Raw genomic sequence first — 15,350 nt, 5'->3', positions numbered from 1 at the left:
AATTGATGACTGTTTGATCACTAATTGAGGACTTATCTATGTCAAAGCCCTCTTCTGCCACTATCGATACACCTCGCACAGCTACTAACGCTCCTAAACATACTGAACTACCAAACGTTATCGTACCTGCTAAGATTGAGTGGCAGACGGATGACGCTGGTAATAAAGTGCCCGTATCAGGGGAGTTCGGCGATGTCTATTTCTCACATGCAGATGGTTTAGCAGAGTCGCGTCATGTATTTTTAACGCATAATCAATTGCCGGAGCGACTGGTAAATCTTGCAGCGAAGCAATGTTTTACTATCGCTGAACTGGGCTTTGGCACTGGCTTGAATTTTTTGGCGACCTGGCAACTCTGGTGCCAACTTCGCGCTAACCATCCTCATTTAGCGACTGCTCGCTTGCATTTTATTACCACCGAAAAACACCCCGTACCACTTAACGACTTAACGCAGATACTAACACTATGGGCACAGCGTGCTCCTGAGCTAGCAATCTTGATTGAGCAGCTTTTAGCCAGCTATCCACCGCTTATTGCTGGTTGTCATCGTTTGAACTTTATCGAAGATAACGTAACCCTTGATATCTGGTTAGGCGATGCAGGCGACAGTTTAGCAAGTTTAGATTCTGAAGCGGTCATTCAGCGACCTTACATTGATGCATGGTTTTTAGATGGATTTGCCCCTTTTTGTAATGGGACATTATGGGCAGATGCTATATTTACGCAGATGCAGCGCTTATCTCGCGCTGGTACGACTGTCGCCACTTATAGCTGTGCTGGTATAGTAAAACGTGGTTTGCAAGCTCATGGCTTTGAGATTAACAAAGTCAAAGGGTTTGGACGCAAACATGAGATGCTAACGGCGGTTATGATTGAGCCTTTACAACGGGATAATCACATTCCAGCGTTGTCTAAGCAGCTCACCTTATCTAAAGCTCTGAGCCACACAGTCGTTATTGGTACCGGTGTTGCAGGACTGCTCACTGCTTGGACGCTGGCCAATCGCGGTATTAGCGTAACCATTTTAGATAAAGTGGCGCCGCTTGCTGGTGCATCCGGTAATCCGCGTGCACTCCTCGCGCCAAACATGACGCCTATTCATCACGTTTATGAACACCTGCATTCTATCGGCTATTTATACAGTGGCAGATTATATCGTTACTTTAATGAGCAAGCCGCTATCCAAAAGACGCCGCGGATACTTGAACAGACCGGTACCCTAGATTTATTAGTCAAAACCAATATTGGTACTGAGCAGATTGCAGACTATCCAAATGCGATGGCAACGACCATTAGTACTGAACAAGCACATGATATCAGCGGTTTAAAACGGAAAGATTTAGCCAATAACTTGTATCTACCTCAATCTGGTCTGGTCAATCCACAGGCTTTAAAAACCATCATCCTTGCGCACCCAAATATCATTTATCAGCAGCTCAACGTTACTAATATTAAAGAAACCGAAGAAGAGATTACTGTTACGGGTTGTGAAAGTGATAAGAATGGTCAGCAAGCCGCTTTGACTATCACCGCTGATCATGTTGTAATTTGCGCCGCTTATGAAAGCCATCAACTAGACAAACGTATCGTTGAGTGCCGTACTATTCGCGGGCAACTGTCTTGGTTTAGCCCAACTGCTGACCAAATAACCAAGCTGCCTCAATTACCGCTCAAATATAGTGGCTACTGCGCGCCATTTATTGGCCAAAGTGGTGATGCTGAGTTAAATAATATTATCGAAAACCAGCAACAATTTTTACTTGGTGCCAGCTTTGTCGATGGTGATGCCAACATTGATATTCGTCTTGAAGACAACCAGCAGAATTATGATAAATTGATGGAAGATTTGCCTGAATTGAGCCGTGTGTTGCCAAATGATATTAGTACTTGGCAAGCACGCGCCGGCATTCGCACCCAAACGATTGACTACCATCCACTGGTCGGTCTGCTCGCACAAAGTAAGCGTCTATGGACACTGTCAGCGATGGGTGCAAAAGGTTATGCGTTAGCACCGATATGTGCTGAAGCATTAGCGGATAAGATGTTAGGTTGCTTTACGCCGTTATCTGGCGTTATGTTGGCACGGCTGTCACCCAATCGGGCGCGACTGCATAAAGTACATAACAATGTAAGAAATAAGGTAAGTGAGCAATAAAATAAGTAAGCTATCGAGCTAATTTCTATAAGAGTATTCTTATCCTTCCTTATCGTCATGACTCTCTATACGAGATTTAACCGCACCAAACAATGATTTTCCTGAGTCTGATTTTTGAGTAGGTATTCTGGTCACACCTTCATCATTTATGCTCATCGTTGGCGCAATTAAGGTTTGGATTTGCGCTTCATCGCGGGTATTCTTTTGAATGGTTACTGCAGCAAACAGACTCATGGTAAACGCCATCATATAAAAGCCTTTTTCACTGAGGTTTAAACTGCCCGCATTCATCAAACCAATCGCAATAAGCACAACAGACAATCCTAAAGCCGCCCAACTAATAAAATAATACATATTCGTCGTTGGTATACCTTCACTACGATCACGAAGGGTTTTTTGCAAGCTAATCGCTGAATACAGACCAAGCGCCAACACTGCGATATAATAGCCTTTCTCATTCAACAACATACTTTTTGCATTCCATAGTCCAAAAAGATATGCCAGCACACCAACTAGCATGACGGCCCAAGAAGTCCCCACATAAGCAGTCGTTGGCTTATAAGCTGCTAGCTGACTCTTAGTAATCGTGTCGTTATTCATCATCATCCTTAATTAGAAATAGGCAAATACTTAATAGTCGGATATATAGTAGCGAGATACGACTTTTATCGACCTCTGTTTTGCCTTAACATAACACAAGCATGTTATATTGTAATCTAAAATTATTTTTAAAATAAATAGCATTCTTAATGACAGAGTCCTAACATGTCTTTTTTTACCTTACTCATTCTGCTTAGCCTTATTCTTATCGTGCCCATCATTTTTGTGATGAGAGAAAAATCTAAGCGCACGCAAGTGGCATCGATACAACGTCATCAAGAATATCTAGCATCTGCAAGTACTCTTGCTAGTCAGTCTCAAGCAAATACGGCATTAAGAGAAAAGGTAAGTAATGAGCAAGGTAATGAGCTTGCTATCATTCATTTCTCAGCCAATCATCCCTTTATTAGACTGCTCTATAACGAGCAAGTGCCTAAAGCGTTTCGAGCGACGATGGACGATATTGGGCAGCAATATGAGTCTACTCATCACGATCAAATCACTGAATCACAATTATTTACCCTCAATAAACTCATCGCCACGCGTATTCCAGAATTGATTACCGACTATCTTAGCCTCGATCAAAACTATGCAAAAACTGTCATTATTGATAACGATAAACAAAATACCAGCTATAATATGGTACTAGGTCAACTGAACTTGATTTTAGATTTCTCGCAAAAGCTTAATGTTCAAAGCCAAAGTGGTGTCGTAGACAAGCTCCTTGCCAGCCGCCGATATCTAGATGATGTTTATAAAGAAAGTGGCATGGCAGCTGATAACCTAAAGATAAAGTGATTGTCTTATACCTTGGCGTATTTGCCATATATTAGAAGGCGCAGAAATGATAGTGGGCTGTAAAGGCTGGTTATTATCGTCAAGACTTAATAGTATATGATCACTAATGGTAGATTATTCTACGTGATTTACTATGCTTAAATGAAACCCTATGAATGGATAGCTATCTTATTATGAAAACCTTTCGCTCTAGCTTTGCAAAACCAAAAATCTACTTTGGATCTGTTTCTACTGTACTTTTGAGCATATTACTATTGAGTGCCTGCCAAAAAACACCAGAACCCGAAACGGCTAATGAGACACCAACTGAGACGGCGATACAAACGACGCCCGTGACTTCTAACATTAACGCGCCAGAGGGTAATGATGATAGCAATACCAATGCGTCTGCTGTAAATCCAGAACAAGATGTAAGCTTAACAGAGCTAGAGGATAATCTTGACACAACAGATACCTCAATCAATGACCCTGCTCCAGTGCCCAATCCAGAGCAAGCCATTAAAGGCGCGCAAATCACTGACGTTAAGTATCGAAGTACTACAGGTGAATCATTATCCGTCGTCTTTGAAACCTCGGCAGCGGGTATGCTTAATGCTATCATTACCTTACCGAATAAACCAAAAATGACTTTGAGCGCACCTGAAGGTCAAGGGAACAATCCTACCTATCGCTCAAGCGATGGCAGTATGCAGCTGGTCAGTCATGCTGGCGGCGGTACGATAGATTTTATTCAAAACAATAAAATGACAAGCTTTGATGCCATTAGTGCCGATGCGGAAGTGATTACCGAGTAAGCTTCATAAGCATAAAACCATATAATAAAGGTAGTAAAAAATGGCAATAAAAAAGGCTGCAAACGTTGATATCGTTGCTGCCTTTTTTATTACATCTTTAGCCTTTTTTGCTATTATTTAGCCAAATCCAGTGGTTTTACCAAACAGACCTACAAGCCAGCTCATCAATGACCATAATCCCCAACCGATAATAACAATAACAATGAGTCCCAACATATCAGGAATATGTAGATATAACCAAGCCACGACTGGGTTGCGCCAAAAGAAACCAAAGCGACTGTCATGCTGTTTATCTTCTAGCGATTGATGTAAAAATGGTCGATCCATATGCATGGTTTCGGTGATGCCATACTCATCTTGCAAATGCTCATGCACGATGCTCAAGGTCTTACGACTAGGACGAATAAAAATATCGAGCAGTGTACCAATACCAGGTACGATACCGACCACCATATCAATCAGCGCTAATCTGACAGCGGGTGTCATTTTATGCGCTGGCACACCCAATTGACGACCCAATACAAAAGCATAGCTGGTCAAAGCCAGTCCCGCCAAATCACCCGCCAGCGGAATGGTTGAAAGCGCAGCATCAGCGCCCATACCTTGTTTGGTAAAAGGAATACGAACGAGAGAATCCATAGTGTTGGCAAACTTAGCCAGTTTGCGTTCGGTCTCAATGACTTGCGCGCGCGTCAGCCCATGCTCAGCCAATCTTGCCTCATAATCTACGATAGATAGATTGGAAGCACCCTTTTTTCCCGCTTTTAACCTTGAGAGCTTCTTGAAGTTATCCATTAACAGTCGTCCATATGCAAGCGATGGCTATGATAGCAAAGACATAACGTCCTACCCAGATATTGGCTAAAAACGCCTGAAAGCAGACCAAAGCATTGCGGCTAGCACAAGCGCTATTTTGCTTGGCAAACATCATGGCTACCAAAGCCAGTGCAAATATTGGCGTTATGCCTAGACTGGTTGGTGCAAAATAATGCCACATGACCGCACCCATGATGAGTAAAAATAAAGTTTGTAGTACGGAAATAATAATCACATCATAGCGACCAAATAATATCGCCGTTGATTTGACCCCTATTTTTAAATCGTCTTCACGGTCAGCCATAGCGTACTGAGTATCATACGCCACTGTCCAACACATATAAGCCAAGAATAATAGCCAACACCAAATATCAGGTGCGCCTTGTATCGCCACATACGCCATCGGTATTGCCCAGCCAAAAGCGGCAGCCAAAAATACTTGCGGCAAATGGGTATAGCGTTTCATAAATGGATAAATAAACGCTAATATAACCGCACCAAACGACCAGTAGAACACTTCAACAGGCAAGAAGAATAACAGACTGCCACTTAATAACACCAATACTAAAAATGCTACAATGGCTTCTTTACCAGATAGACGACCATCGGCTAGCGGTCGACCTTTAGTCCGGCTAATGTGACCATCGACTTTGCGATCGGCAAAGTCATTAATCGCACAGCCTGCTGCACGCATCAATATCGCACCAAGGGCAAAAATCACAAAGATACTTAAACTCGGTAGTCCTGCCGTAATGCCTTCACCTTGTTGCTGTGCCTGCCCCATTGCGGCTAATAATACGCCCCATAATGTTGGCCACAGCAGCAGCTCAATACCTACGGGTTTATCAAAACGGGTCAGTTGAATATAAGCTTGTAGCTTGTCATTAAATGTCATGGCGTTTTAATTGTCATTAATAGAAAGTTTTGGATGAGGATTTGTTTGAGTTTGAGTTTGAGTTAGTGTTTGGTTGCGTCAGTCTTTGGTTGCATAATGGTTTGATAGACGCTAGATTTGTTGCCACATCTTATTTGCTTCCACCATTGATATCTCAGGATATTGTTTTCGTAGAGCTTTAATCGCAGGAGCCTTCTCTTTTTTTGATGCTTGCTGACGCAAAAATGCCAACTGCTCTTTCGGGTTGCTCAATTCTTTTAAACGGGCTTCAAGCCTTAAAATTCTAGTACGCAGCATAATATTTATTAATAATAACGCGGCACCCATCACCCAAACGATTAACACTAACATTCCCTGCTCCTAAGTCCATTAAGGTTAAGCACTCTAGTTTCATTAGCTAACTGCATTTATCATACTCAGACAAAGTAGCCATCAAAGCGCACCGCTTCATTATGCCAGCTCTCACTTGGCTGTTGATGAGCAAGTAAGGGCGCAAATTGCGGACGCTTAACAATGACGCGACCTTGTTTTTGACCATTTTGACTGACGACTGCTTGCGCACTTTGCAGCAATTCCCTTTCTTCGTCTGATGTCGGTGGGCATGCCAATTGGTGCAATGCTTGCATATGTTTGCCAACTTTAGCACCCTTTCCCGTCTTGCTATCTTGATAGCTATCCTCTGGAAACATAGGATCTAGATACACCACATCGACGACTTTACTGTTATCAACTATCTTGTCAGCTTGTAGGTTTTTAAAATAACTGCGTGCATCAATATTAATAATCTGCAGACGTGACATCAGCTTTTGCCAATTAGGAAATTCACTCATACGCCGCTGTTCTGCTAGTAATAGCAGCGCCATCAAAGGCTGCTGCTCAAGCATTGTTACCTGTGCACCGGTACTAGCCAATATCAGACTGTCATGACCAAAACCAGCAGTCGCATCAATAACCTGACTATCTGCGGTTAACTTTGCCGCTTGCAATAATAGCTCAGACTTGCGTCCTGCACTCACCACACGCCGCTGCAGTTTATCCCATTCAGGGGCAACGCTTAATCCATCACTCAGCCATGAGAGCTTATCTTTTTCATCCAACAGTAAAATAGGCTGAGTCGATGTTTGACTTAACTGCTGGCGACGTTTTTGATTTAATTTATCTGTCGCTAGTTCAGTATTCAAAATAATGGGTAGTTTATGCTCAGCTATCAACGCTTGCAGGCTCTCAATCTCTATTGTCTGCGATTCGTTCACGTAGAATAGTTGGCAGTTTATAACAGTGTTTGGTAATTGGCTCGCTACTTGCTTTATATTGGTCACAACTGCCATTCCTCTTTAATACTTACCCCATCATGAATTGCTATCAAAAACCATTCCATTATAAAGCTTAGCCCGCCATCTGATAACCAAAACCCCAAGCGGCTATTAAGACCAACACACCAGTGATAATACGCAACCATGCAAAAACCTTAAAGTCACGACGACTGACCCATGCGACTAATAAGCGAATACAAAGTAAAGCAACGATAAATGACACAACGGTACCGATACCGAGCACCAACCAATCTTCGCTACTGACCAAAACGTTACGATGCTTAATAAAATCTAGTAGTGCTGCACCAATGATGACAGGAATACCCAAAAAGAAAGAAAACTCAGCGGAAGCTTTACGTGAGACGCCAAGCCACAGCGCACCGATAATAGTCGCGCCTGAGCGTGATGTACCAGGTATCAATGCCAGACATTGCAGCAAGCCAATCATCAATGCTGTTTTTAAACTAACGTCTTCTGCCTCTTCTGCAATAATCGCCTTAGGGCGGTTTTCGACATAAAATATTAATAAACCACCGATAATCAGCATAATAGCAACGACAATAGGATTAAATAAATAAGCTTTAATCTCATCAGCAAAGGTAAAACCAACAATCATCACTGGAATAGTGGCGACAATTAAGCTCAAACCAAGCTGCCTTGGGTTACTCATGCCTTCTGCTTTACCGGTCAGTAGACCCATTAGAGCCTGCCACAGTCTGCCCCAATAGTCATAAATAACCGCTAAAATAGCGCCAAACTGCACGACGACGACAAACAAATCGACTTTTTCTTTGGTCCAGAAACCCATCAAATCAGCGGATAAAATTAAATACCCGGTACTAGAGATCGGTAAAAATTCAGTGATACCTTCAACGATACCCATGATGACAGCTTGAATTAATAAAATGATATCCACAATTTTTTTCCTAACCAAAAATCGAAAAAAGCGCTGCCGCCTACTCTATATTGTTATATTCATACCGTTTTTATTATCGCTACGGCTTGCTAAGCTTGAGCACTTAATATTAAACTTAAAACCAAATCTAAACTCAAACCTGAGGCTATGCCTTACCCTGCTCTTTGAGCGTTTTCCACGCTTGGTTGCGCAAATACTTTGGTAAGGCTTGCGATGCTTCTGTTCCACCAGTTGCTATAAATTGAGCAATACCAAGCTGCCCTATCACAGTAGCGTCAGGATGAATCTCAGCATAGATTGTCTGACCGTCATGCAGAGTTAATAAACTGGCACCATTACCAGCGATAGGAATATCTAGCGTTGTCTGGCTATCATAATCAAGTAACTGCTCAGTATCTTCGCCATTGTCTTGATTAACGGGCTGCATAATATTGTCTATTAGCGCATATTGCCCGAAATATACCTGCTGCATACGCGCATCAAGGGCGCTATATACTTCGCTCAAACCGTATTGCTGATACGCCGCTTGCGCAATCGCCTGTAAGCTTGAGACGCCCACGCAAGGAATGTCATGCGCCACAGACAGCGCTTGTACTACCGCTGTATTAATCCGTATACCGCTAAATGCACCAGGACCTCGATTAAATATGAGTGCTTGTATATCAGCAAGTTTTAATTGCGTCTCAGATAAAGCAGCATCAATCATCGGTAAGATTTGCTGCGTCTGCTGGCGCTTACCCGTTTCGGTATGACTCGATAGCACTTGACCACGGGCATCTAAAATCGCGATCGAGCACTGATCAAACACGGTATCCATTGCTAAAAACATCATAACCTCGGCTTATTCACTTGCCATTATAAAACAGCGCCTATCATAGCATTTAGGACAGATTAATTGACTGACTTTCTGTATTTTTCATACGCTATTCATAAGAGTGTACCCAATTAGGATAGATAGAAAGTAAAAAACCTCAACACCATTTAGCATTGAGGTCTTTATTATTAAAATACTATTTAGTAGCCAGTAGCACTAAATCACTTAAAAGCGTTTTTTGAAACTCTTAGGTGCTTGGCCTTGTAGCTCTTGCATCTGCTTTTGCATTTCTTCAGTGCTAGGCATATTGTTTGGATCAAGTCCCATCTGTTTCGCCATTTGCTGTGGGTTCACATCTTTAACGCCGCCTTGCTGACCACCACCGCCGAATAATGGACCACCACCTTGCTGACCACCGCCGCCACCCATTAATCCTTGCATCGATTTCATCATTTTACTGATTCCTTCAGGCTTAGAAATCATCTTCATCATTTTTGCCATTTGCTTGTGCTGCTTGAGCAAACGATTGACGTCTTGAATCTCACGACCAGAGCCAGCAGCAATACGGCGCTTACGGCTTGGATTAATTTTGTCAGGATTCTTACGCTCAAATGGCGTCATCGAATTAATTAATGCTTCCATCTCGCGTACTTTTTCTTCAGGCTTAGCATCTTCAACAGCTTTTTGCATATCAGAGCCGCCCATACCTGGCATTTTATCTAAGAAGCCTGCCATACCGCCCATACTTTTCATTTGCTGGAACTGGGTCAATAGATCTTCAAGGTCGAACTCGCCGCCCTTTTGCATCTTTTTCGCCATTTTCTCCGCTTTATCGCGGTCAATCTTTTGCTCAACCTCTTCGACTAGGCTTAAGACGTCACCCATACCCAAAATACGTTGGGCGATACGTTCAGGATGAAACAACTCTAGCGCGTCAAGTTTCTCGCCGCGACCCAAGAATTTGATCGGTTTACCTGTGATGGCGCGTACAGAAAGCGCCGCACCGCCGCGAGCATCACCGTCAGTCTTGGTCAAAATAACGCCCGTTAATGGCAGCGCATCGTTAAAGGCTTTAGCGGTATTAGCCGCATCCTGACCGGTCATAGCATCAACGACAAACAATGTCTCAGATGGATTAACCGCAGCGGTCAGCGCTTTGATTTCATCCATCATCGTTTCGTCAATAGCCAAACGACCCGCTGTATCAATAATCAAAATATCTTGATATTGAATTTTGGCCTCTTCAATAGCACGCAGCGCAATATCAATTGGGTTTTCGTCGCTACTTGAATTAACAAACTTGGCATTCACTTGCCCAGCGACTTGCTCAAGCTGGGCAATCGCTGCTGGACGATAAACGTCAGCAGAAACCAACATGACTTTCTTTTTGTGACGCTCTTGCAGATATTTGGCTAATTTACCAGCAGTGGTGGTTTTACCCGCACCTTGTAAACCTGCTAATAAATAAACGACCGGCGGCTTACCCGTCATCTCTAATTGCTGATTGGCGCTGCCCATCATTTCGGTCAGCTCATCATGGACAATTTTGACAAATGCCTGACCTGGCGCTAACTCTTTAAGCACTTCAGCGCCGAGCGCTTGCTCTTTGACACGCTTCACAAAATCGCGAGTGACCGGCAGTGCCACATCGGCCTCTAACAGCGCCATACGTACTTCGCGCAACGTGTCTTTGATATTGTCTTCGGTCAATTGCCCTGTGCCTGCGATATTGCGCAAGCTCGATGATAAGCGTTCTGTTAAGGTATCAAACATAAATAACTCTCAGTTAAAATAATTCTCAATTAAACCATTTAAATGGTTTATAAATAGTATTAGGGTATATTATAAAATATTGGGTCGCGCTTTTATAAAAGCAGTTATAAAAATCACTATAAAAAACAGCCTATTATCAATACCATAGCATTAAGCCCACGCAAGATTTATAGTCGCTCTACAAATAATAATTTTGCCCATAATCGTTTTGCAATTAGGAATACGTAAGATGGTACTCAATTGACTGCCATTTTATGATAAATTGGGTGATTGTTCTAATAATACCATTTTAGCATTAAATTGAGCGCTCATTTTTTAGCATTAAATTGAGCGCTCATTATGAGATGAGGTCTTTTATCTTGCAACTTGCATTCTTAATTGCTGGTATGGCTTACCTCTTAGTCAGCATTCACATTGGTTGGGCGCTGATTAAAGATAAACCTATCCATAAAGGCACAAGCTTAGGCTTATTGTTTGTGGGTATGCTGGCACATGCGACGCTACTCTATCCGCATGTTGTTACGCTTTATGGCTTAAATTTTAATCTGTTTAATATCATTAGCCTGATCAGTTTGTTTTTCTTATTTTTTTACGTCATGTTCTCTTTATATCGTCCTATTGTTAGTTTGGGCATCCTAGCAGCACCGACTGCACTGATGGGTATGATAATCGGCTATATTGGTCGCGCTCCTTATCGCCCGCTCACTGATATTACTGTCGGGCTTGAAGCTCATATATTGCTATCGCTTGCTGCTTATTGTGTGCTGCTGATGGCGGCGGTGCAAGCGCTATTTTTGCGTCTGCAAATACGTGAGCTTAAGCACCAATCAATTCACCGCTTTTGGGTGAATAAACTGCCGTCGCTACAAAGTATGGAAAGTCTGTTATTCGATATGCTATTGGTCGGCTTTGTTCTGCTGAGTATTGCACTGGGAATCGGTTTTATCTACGTAGAAGACTTAATGGCGCAGCACTTGGCACACAAAACCGTGTTTAGCCTGCTGTCGTGGCTGCTATTTGGCTCGCTACTGGTAGGTAACTGGCGTGCTGGGTGGCGTGGAAAACGCGCTGCTAATATGACTATCTATGCTTTTATATTATTAGCGATTGGTTTTGTTGGTAGCAAGTTTGTGTTAGAGATGCTGCTATAAGCGTGATGTTATAAACGCGCTGTTATACGAATAACTTCATAGAAGTTATATTATAAAAACGCTTATGAAAATTTATGGCGTTCAGGTCATTAGCTATTTTGATAAATAACGACCTGAACGTCTAATCCCATTACTGCACAGGTTCTTTTAATTAGAACAATTTTAATTAAAAACCACCGTTTTATTTCCCTCTACAATCACGCGATTTTGTACATGCCAGTTTACGGCACGTGCCAATACATTACGCTCGATATCACGACCAATAGCCCGCAGCTCTGTCACCCCTTGACGATGAGTCACACGATGCACGTCTTGCTCAATGATAGGTCCTTGATCAAGCTCAGCCGTCACATAATGCGCCGTCGCCCCAATCAACTTAACACCTTTATCATAAGCTTGGCGATAAGGATCGGCACCGACAAACGCAGGCAAGAATGAATGATGAATATTGATAATCTGCATTGGCCAACGCTTGACAAAATCAGATGATAATATCTGCATATAACGCGCTAATACCAGTAGATCATTTCCTGCCATCAATTTATGAATCTGCCCTTCTGCTTCCACCTTATTATCTTTAGTCACTGGAACATGATAAAAAGTGATACCGAAGTTTTCTACTGATTGCTGTAAATCAGGATGATTACTAATCACACAGGTAATTTCGCAATCGAGTAGTCCGCGCTGATGCCGCCATAGCAGATCCAATAACGCATGATCAAACTTGGATACCAAGATTCCGACTTTGGTCTTAATGGCATTATCATGTAAGTGCCAATCCATATTGTGACGCTTGGCGACAGTATGCCCAAAGCTGGCTTCAAAGTTATCAATAATCTCGCTCAATCCTGCTAAGGCAAACTCTAAGCGCATAAAGTATTGACCACCTTCGTGTGCGGTCGAGTACTGATCTAGCGTAATAATATTGCCGCCATAACGATGAATAAACTCAGATACCGCTTGTACGATACCTGCTTGATCACGGCATTTAATTAATAATGTCGCAGTATCAATAACAGTGGTTATAGGCAGCACTTTAGATGTCTGTCGGAATGAGGTTTTCGGTGAAGCAATCGTTGCAGTGTCTGATATTGTATTGCTTAACATAGTACGCCCAATCAAATATTAAACTTGCTGCCAACTTTGAATACTGTCAGCAGAATGGAAAGCTGACTATTCTAATCGCTTTTGTGAAAATTTGCTGATTGAGTTACTTGTTTTTAGTTATTGAGATTATGAATACAAAAACCCCCAACGTGGAGTTAGGGGTTTTTGATGCATAGCTGACTCTCTACTGTATGAATATGGTTCTAGTCGTTGTAGTTGCATCTGGTGCTGGTGACTGAACCGTTACTTTGATTTTATCATTGGCTGCACAACCCGTATAAGAAAATGCATAGCTAACATCACTATCGTCAACTGATTTAACTCCTAAATTAACAAGACTAGGAATAGTCGAATTACCAGCAATTAGCTCTGCCTGACAACTACTTCCTTCAGCGTCAACACTAATAGTAGTTCCTGATGCCATCGATACTGTTTGTTCTGAATTACCATACATTTTAAAATTAACAATTGAAGTACTCATTGAGTTCAAATTTGCATCAAGCCTAGTAGATAGACCCTTAAACGTAGGTTTATCTGACGCTAAGCCTAATACAACTTGATAACGTAATACTGCAGAAAGATTATTATTACAAGTATTGACGACATTAGATTCATTAAATGATGATGGCGCACAAGTAGCACCTGAGTCCCCTATTTGATATAAAAATTCACCAATATTTGAATCATATTGATTATTCTCATTATCATCACGGAAAAAATCGCCAATATTTTGACGTAAGGTATCGATACCTATGTCATATTCATTATTTGCATTCATATCGACATAGCTTTTGTCACCTTTTACATAAGCGAGTACAGACACTCGATTGTCTGAAGGGCGTGGACTTTGTGTACTGAACTCAACTGTACATATGCCGTTGCTAGTTACGCAGTTTGGCGTTACTCGACCACCTTCACTCACAAAGGTGACTACTGCTCCATCAGGTATAGGATTACCGACTCTATCAACTAAGCGGGCGGTAATGTTAGCGGTATCACCATCAACGCCAAATGATAGTACATTTTTAGTTAACGATACACTAAAACCATTCTGTGTAACGCGTCCTGTGTTGTCCGTCACACCCGTATCAGGCTGCACTCCCAAATCAGGGGCAGGCGCAATAGAATCGACTGTATCCCCACCACCACAACCTGCCAATGCTAAAGCGCAAGTCAAAAAAGTAAGCTGAAATAACTTAGAAGTAAGTGGTAGTGCGTTATATGACATTTTTTGAACTCCGCAGCAGCAGTAATTTATTTGAGTAAATATATACAATCATTACTTCGCCAAATATTGGCATAGGCAATGATACATAGAATTACAATAATAGCAGTTATATTAACAGATTGTATTAAATTTATGACTGCAACTTTACTGACTTTTGTCATAACTTACAACTAAAAATTGAATCCTTATTATTAAATAATCAATCACATAGCCTGCTCAATTCAAGGTATAATAGTTACCGTTTAAACCAACAACTATCACAAAAATATTTGAGTATTCATTACTTTTATGGTATAAATGTCGGCTTTAAAATTTTCTGAATTGGTTTGCCTGTTATTTGCCTTTAATGACAGTAAATCAGCTCAACCTTCATATAGTTTTGTTTGGTGCAAAGCTGCCGCTTGCTGTGTCCATGCCGCAAATACGTGCAACTTGCCCAGACTGGTATGAGAAAACCTCATACTTCATAGATCAGGAGTTCGCCATGTCTAGAGTTTGCCAAGTGACTGGAAAGCGCCCTATGGTGGGTAATAATGTTTCGCACGCAAACAACAAAACCCGTCGTCGCTTTCTACCAAACCTACACAACCATCGTTTTTGGGTAGAGTCTGAAAATCGTTTTGTACGTCTACGTGTGTCTACCAAAGGTATGCGCACTATTGACAAACTTGGTATCGATAAAGTGTTAGCAGATATGCGCGCACAAGGTCAAAAAGTATAAGTCACGACTGGCAGCTTAATATTTCGATAATTTTCGTCATTTAAGCTGCTTTTCTGCTACATCTTATGTAGCTACTTAATATTTTAGATCCGTACCTATCGTTTGAAGACCCCTCATTTACAGGAAAGCTATCATGAGAGATAAAATTAAATTAGTATCAACAGCTGGTACTGGGTATTACTATACCACTACTAAAAACAAGCGCACTATGCCGGGCAAAATGGAAATCAAAAAGTTTGATCCAAAAGTACGCCAGCATGTGATCTTC

The 15,350-nt window shown here is 41.8% G+C and carries 16 protein-coding genes; 6 read left to right on the top strand and 10 right to left on the bottom strand.

Translation table 11 applies throughout. From position 1 onward, the window contains the following. Positions 1 to 38: 38 nt before the first annotated feature. Positions 39 to 2,156: a tRNA (5-methylaminomethyl-2-thiouridine)(34)-methyltransferase MnmD gene (gene mnmD / locus WAZ74_RS01770; protein ID WP_422305166.1), complete on the top strand. Its 2,118-nt coding sequence runs from the start codon at positions 39 to 41 to the stop codon at positions 2,154 to 2,156. A 39-nt stretch (positions 2,157 to 2,195) separates the two neighbouring features. On the opposite strand, the gene yiaA is transcribed toward mnmD, so the two are convergent. Then, positions 2,196 to 2,756, bottom strand: coding sequence for an inner membrane protein YiaA (yiaA, locus tag WAZ74_RS01765; protein ID WP_422305164.1), 561 nt, complete (start codon positions 2,754 to 2,756; stop codon positions 2,196 to 2,198). Positions 2,757 to 2,921: 165 nt separating this feature from the next. Here yiaA and WAZ74_RS01760 point away from each other — a divergent pair, with 165 nt between their 5' ends. Together WAZ74_RS01760 and WAZ74_RS01755 are read left to right on the top strand one after the other, a co-directional pair. After that, on the top strand, positions 2,922 to 3,554 hold the full coding sequence (locus WAZ74_RS01760) for a hypothetical protein (protein ID WP_422305162.1): 633 nt from the start codon (positions 2,922 to 2,924) through the stop codon (positions 3,552 to 3,554). Between the two features lie 173 nt (positions 3,555 to 3,727). Next, positions 3,728 to 4,348: a hypothetical protein gene (locus WAZ74_RS01755; RefSeq protein WP_422305160.1), complete on the top strand. Its 621-nt coding sequence runs from the start codon at positions 3,728 to 3,730 to the stop codon at positions 4,346 to 4,348. A 117-nt stretch (positions 4,349 to 4,465) separates the two neighbouring features. On the opposite strand, the gene WAZ74_RS01750 is transcribed toward WAZ74_RS01755, so the two are convergent. From WAZ74_RS01750 to ffh, 7 genes are all read right to left on the bottom strand, one after another. Then, the gene (locus WAZ74_RS01750; RefSeq protein ID WP_422305158.1) at positions 4,466 to 5,143 is read right to left on the bottom strand and encodes a DUF4112 domain-containing protein; all 678 of its coding nucleotides are present in this window, start codon (positions 5,141 to 5,143) and stop codon (positions 4,466 to 4,468) included. Next, entirely contained in the window at positions 5,136 to 6,059 is a 924-nt protein-coding gene (gene ubiA, locus WAZ74_RS01745; RefSeq protein WP_422305156.1) for a 4-hydroxybenzoate octaprenyltransferase, read from the bottom strand. The genes WAZ74_RS01750 and ubiA overlap by 8 nt, the downstream gene beginning before the upstream one ends. A 111-nt stretch (positions 6,060 to 6,170) precedes the next feature. Continuing rightward, positions 6,171 to 6,410 (bottom strand): hypothetical protein, encoded by a 240-nt coding sequence (locus WAZ74_RS01740; RefSeq protein ID WP_422305154.1) that lies wholly within the window; start codon positions 6,408 to 6,410, stop codon positions 6,171 to 6,173. 65 nt (positions 6,411 to 6,475) lie between these two features. Then, positions 6,476 to 7,378 (bottom strand): class I SAM-dependent methyltransferase, encoded by a 903-nt coding sequence (locus WAZ74_RS01735; protein ID WP_422305152.1) that lies wholly within the window; start codon positions 7,376 to 7,378, stop codon positions 6,476 to 6,478. 67 nt (positions 7,379 to 7,445) lie between these two features. Further along, on the bottom strand, positions 7,446 to 8,288 hold the full coding sequence (locus WAZ74_RS01730; RefSeq protein ID WP_422305150.1) for an undecaprenyl-diphosphate phosphatase: 843 nt from the start codon (positions 8,286 to 8,288) through the stop codon (positions 7,446 to 7,448). 145 nt (positions 8,289 to 8,433) lie between these two features. Further along, positions 8,434 to 9,117, bottom strand: coding sequence for a tRNA (adenosine(37)-N6)-threonylcarbamoyltransferase complex dimerization subunit type 1 TsaB (tsaB, locus tag WAZ74_RS01725; RefSeq protein ID WP_422305353.1), 684 nt, complete (start codon positions 9,115 to 9,117; stop codon positions 8,434 to 8,436). 210 nt (positions 9,118 to 9,327) lie between these two features. Continuing rightward, the gene (gene ffh, locus WAZ74_RS01720) at positions 9,328 to 10,875 is read right to left on the bottom strand and encodes a signal recognition particle protein (protein WP_422305148.1); all 1,548 of its coding nucleotides are present in this window, start codon (positions 10,873 to 10,875) and stop codon (positions 9,328 to 9,330) included. A 344-nt stretch (positions 10,876 to 11,219) separates the two neighbouring features. Here ffh and WAZ74_RS01715 point away from each other — a divergent pair, with 344 nt between their 5' ends. Then, the gene (locus WAZ74_RS01715; RefSeq protein ID WP_422305146.1) at positions 11,220 to 12,026 is read left to right on the top strand and encodes a cytochrome C assembly family protein; all 807 of its coding nucleotides are present in this window, start codon (positions 11,220 to 11,222) and stop codon (positions 12,024 to 12,026) included. A gap of 162 nt (positions 12,027 to 12,188) precedes the next feature. On the opposite strand, the gene purU is transcribed toward WAZ74_RS01715, so the two are convergent. Together purU and WAZ74_RS01705 are read right to left on the bottom strand one after the other, a co-directional pair. Beyond that, positions 12,189 to 13,133, bottom strand: a complete 945-nt coding sequence (purU, locus tag WAZ74_RS01710; RefSeq protein ID WP_422305144.1) for a formyltetrahydrofolate deformylase — start codon at positions 13,131 to 13,133, stop codon at positions 12,189 to 12,191. Between the two features lie 184 nt (positions 13,134 to 13,317). After that, on the bottom strand, positions 13,318 to 14,361 hold the full coding sequence (locus WAZ74_RS01705) for a hypothetical protein (RefSeq protein WP_422305142.1): 1,044 nt from the start codon (positions 14,359 to 14,361) through the stop codon (positions 13,318 to 13,320). A gap of 484 nt (positions 14,362 to 14,845) precedes the next feature. Here WAZ74_RS01705 and rpmB point away from each other — a divergent pair, with 484 nt between their 5' ends. Both rpmB and rpmG read left to right on the top strand, forming a co-directional pair. Further along, a complete protein-coding gene (gene rpmB, locus WAZ74_RS01700; protein ID WP_010201401.1) occupies positions 14,846 to 15,082 on the top strand; it encodes a 50S ribosomal protein L28 in 237 nt (78 codons plus the stop codon). A gap of 133 nt (positions 15,083 to 15,215) precedes the next feature. Next, on the top strand, positions 15,216 to 15,350 hold a 135-nt coding region (gene rpmG / locus WAZ74_RS01695), incomplete at its 3' end, for a 50S ribosomal protein L33 (RefSeq protein WP_422305351.1).

This window comes from Psychrobacter sp., assembly GCF_049295055.1.
In the GTDB taxonomy this organism is placed as follows: Bacteria; Pseudomonadota; Gammaproteobacteria; order Pseudomonadales; family Moraxellaceae; genus Psychrobacter.
Note: the sequence above shows the minus strand (reverse complement) of the source record. Positions and strands in the feature narration are given on the sequence as shown.

Coding starts and splice junctions, on each gene's coding strand:
- mnmD (WP_422305166.1), top strand. CDS start 39: ATGTCAAAGCCCTCTTCTGCCACTATCGATACACCTCGCACAGCTACT.
- yiaA (WP_422305164.1), bottom strand. CDS start 2,756: ATGAATAACGACACGATTACTAAGAGTCAGCTAGCAGCTTATAAGCCA.
- WAZ74_RS01760 (WP_422305162.1), top strand. CDS start 2,922: ATGTCTTTTTTTACCTTACTCATTCTGCTTAGCCTTATTCTTATCGTG.
- WAZ74_RS01755 (WP_422305160.1), top strand. CDS start 3,728: ATGAAAACCTTTCGCTCTAGCTTTGCAAAACCAAAAATCTACTTTGGA.
- WAZ74_RS01750 (WP_422305158.1), bottom strand. CDS start 5,143: ATGGATAACTTCAAGAAGCTCTCAAGGTTAAAAGCGGGAAAAAAGGGT.
- ubiA (WP_422305156.1), bottom strand. CDS start 6,059: ATGACATTTAATGACAAGCTACAAGCTTATATTCAACTGACCCGTTTT.
- WAZ74_RS01740 (WP_422305154.1), bottom strand. CDS start 6,410: ATGTTAGTGTTAATCGTTTGGGTGATGGGTGCCGCGTTATTATTAATA.
- tsaB (WP_422305353.1), bottom strand. CDS start 9,117: ATGTTTTTAGCAATGGATACCGTGTTTGATCAGTGCTCGATCGCGATT.
- ffh (WP_422305148.1), bottom strand. CDS start 10,875: ATGTTTGATACCTTAACAGAACGCTTATCATCGAGCTTGCGCAATATC.
- WAZ74_RS01715 (WP_422305146.1), top strand. CDS start 11,220: ATGAGGTCTTTTATCTTGCAACTTGCATTCTTAATTGCTGGTATGGCT.
- purU (WP_422305144.1), bottom strand. CDS start 13,133: ATGTTAAGCAATACAATATCAGACACTGCAACGATTGCTTCACCGAAA.
- WAZ74_RS01705 (WP_422305142.1), bottom strand. CDS start 14,361: ATGTCATATAACGCACTACCACTTACTTCTAAGTTATTTCAGCTTACT.
- rpmB (WP_010201401.1), top strand. CDS start 14,846: ATGTCTAGAGTTTGCCAAGTGACTGGAAAGCGCCCTATGGTGGGTAAT.